This window comes from Methylobacterium sp. J-026, assembly GCF_022829585.1.
Lineage (GTDB): Bacteria > Pseudomonadota > Alphaproteobacteria > Rhizobiales > Beijerinckiaceae > Methylobacterium.
Map to the genome: position 1 here is coordinate 1 of NZ_JAKSYC010000245.1, position 1,179 is coordinate 1,179.

Annotated in this window: 1 pseudogene; it reads right to left on the reverse strand. The window is 61.2% G+C overall.

What is annotated here, in order from left to right:
* Window positions 1–519, reverse strand: a pseudogene (locus MKK69_RS21595) (N-acetyl-gamma-glutamyl-phosphate reductase); the annotation flags it as partial.
* Window positions 520–1,179: the final 660 nt, after the last annotated feature.

Sequence of the window (1,179 nt, forward strand, 5' to 3'; positions counted from 1 at the left end):
AAACTTGCTATCACCACCGCGACCGGCCCCGGAGATGCCGGTCTTGGCATCGATCACGATGTTGCCGGGCTCGATCAGCCCTTCGGCCAGTAACGGTGCGAGCGCGGTCAGCGTCGCGGCGGGAAAGCAGCCGGGGTTGGCGATGCGGCGCTGATCTCTGATTTGGTCCGGCCAAACGTCGGCAAGGCCATATACCCAACCCTCGACGAAGCGGTGGTCGCCGCCGATATCGATGACCTTCACGTCCTGCGCCACGCGAGCCAGTGCCTCCGCTGAGGCACCCGTGGGAAGCGAGGCGAACAACACATCGAGCTTCGGCAGCGTCGCGGGGTCCCACCTCGCGATGACGAGATCGGCAAGCTTGCCCGGCACACCGGGAAACCGGTCTATCAGACGGCTGCCTGCGCTGCCCTCGTCTGCGGCGTAGACCAATTCGAACGACGGGTGGCTCGCGATCAGACGCATGGCTTCGCCGCCGCCGAAGCTGCTGATCCCGACGATGCCGACGCGGATACTCATGGTGGTGTCCTCCAAGGGTTTGGGAAGCAGTGGCCTGGGCAAAAGAAAACCCCCGGAGCCGGGGGCTGCGGGGGGTCGGAAACGTGGGCCGGGATCGTTCCGGCGGAAGGCCCTACGGGGAGGCCGTCATTCCGCGGAAGGACACCGATCAGCACGCAGCCGGGAAGCCGCAGCAAAAGTGCAGCGGCGTCGGCGTCGGTCGCACAGGGTCCAGTTTCCGATCATATTCCGATACGCTGTCGCTCGGCACATCCGACGTCAAGCAGATTACCTGCGAAGCACTGGGGGACGCCGTTTGACCGCTTTCGAGAAACCATGACGTGGCTCCGCTCGTCCGGGTTGGGTCAGTAGCAGGCCGTCCGCTTTTCCGTCGGCCAATCTTCGAAGCAGCCATTCCGCTTCCGGCCATAATCAGTCATCTGGCACCCCACCGTCTGCCATCAAAAACTGTCGCGCTGATCGATCGCTACAATCTGATACAAAACTTCGATCGGCCATTGCGCCGGCAGCAATGAATATAGCTTAAAATCTGTTTGACATGCTTATTGCGGCAGTCAGTATATTCGCTGGCATGAAGCTAATTCATACCGAGGCGAATCAATTAAAAGGCGATCCGTGGATACATTTACAACGTGTCACCGCGCCGGCATTTGCCCTCGC